We start from the raw sequence: 844 nt of genomic DNA, 5'->3' as shown, positions 1-844 counted from the left end.
TTGTTGAAGTAATTATTATATATTGCTTTGCTGTAACTGTTACCATGCGAACATACTACAGAAAAGATATTTCAGACACTTTTTGATTTGTCTTGACTTTTTTATTTATTCCTTTATTATAGTATTTCATGGATTATGATATAGTCAAAACCTACCTTGACAAACAGAAAATTAAAGTTGTCGAGGAATATGATTTTGAAAAGAAAAAAGTCCAATATACGGACAAAATCAAAGGGTGGAAGATTAAAAAATACAAACCAGAAGAAGTAGTCCGTTCTTTTATACTTACAAAACTTGTAAATGAATTGGGATATAAACCAGAAAGGATAGAAATTGAAACAGAATATGATTTTGGGCATCCAAAGGTCAACAAACCTAGAATAGACATTATTGTCCTTTAGTTTGTTTAAATCCTTCTCTTATTATCCCTTCAAAAAAACTACCTAAAATATCTTTCCCACTAAAACTATTTTTACCGTCAACAAAGCTAAATCTTTCCAATTCTAAAACAGCATATTTTAATTTACTAAGTGAAAATTTATTTTCGTCAATAACATAAGATTTATTAAGTTTATTTTCTTCTAAAATATTTAATCTTTGTTTTAAAGCTCGGCGGTATAATTCATTTATTCTATCAAATAATGTTTCGTTATCTTCAAAACTTTCTCCATCCTTATATGAAAATATTTGAAAATCATATTTATCTCCTTTTTTCTTTTCACTTTCATCTTGTATTTTAGAAAGTATAATATTCACTAACTAAGAAAAAACATCGTTATCATCAGTTCCGCCTCCGCCTCTTTTATTGCATCCTGTTTTATTCGTTCTGCGAATTGCTCTGATG

Annotated in this window: 2 protein-coding genes; one reads left to right on the top strand and one right to left on the bottom strand. The window is 27.8% G+C overall.

Features of this window, described 5'->3' with window-relative positions; all coding sequences use genetic code 11:
• Nucleotides 1-128: 128 nt before the first annotated feature.
• Nucleotides 129-401, top strand: coding sequence for a type I restriction enzyme HsdR N-terminal domain-containing protein (locus tag ACYVTD_RS14425; protein ID WP_461248411.1), 273 nt, complete (start codon nucleotides 129-131; stop codon nucleotides 399-401).
• On the opposite strand, the gene ACYVTD_RS14420 is transcribed toward ACYVTD_RS14425, so the two are convergent.
• Nucleotides 388-756, bottom strand: coding sequence for a hypothetical protein (locus ACYVTD_RS14420; protein ID WP_461248410.1), 369 nt, complete (start codon nucleotides 754-756; stop codon nucleotides 388-390). The two genes, ACYVTD_RS14425 and ACYVTD_RS14420, sit on opposite strands and share 14 nt — an antisense overlap.
• Between the last annotated feature and the right edge of the window lie 88 nt (nucleotides 757-844).

It is taken from the genome of Treponema sp. R6D11 (assembly GCF_054786075.1).
This window is presented reverse-complemented; position numbering and strand designations above follow the sequence as displayed.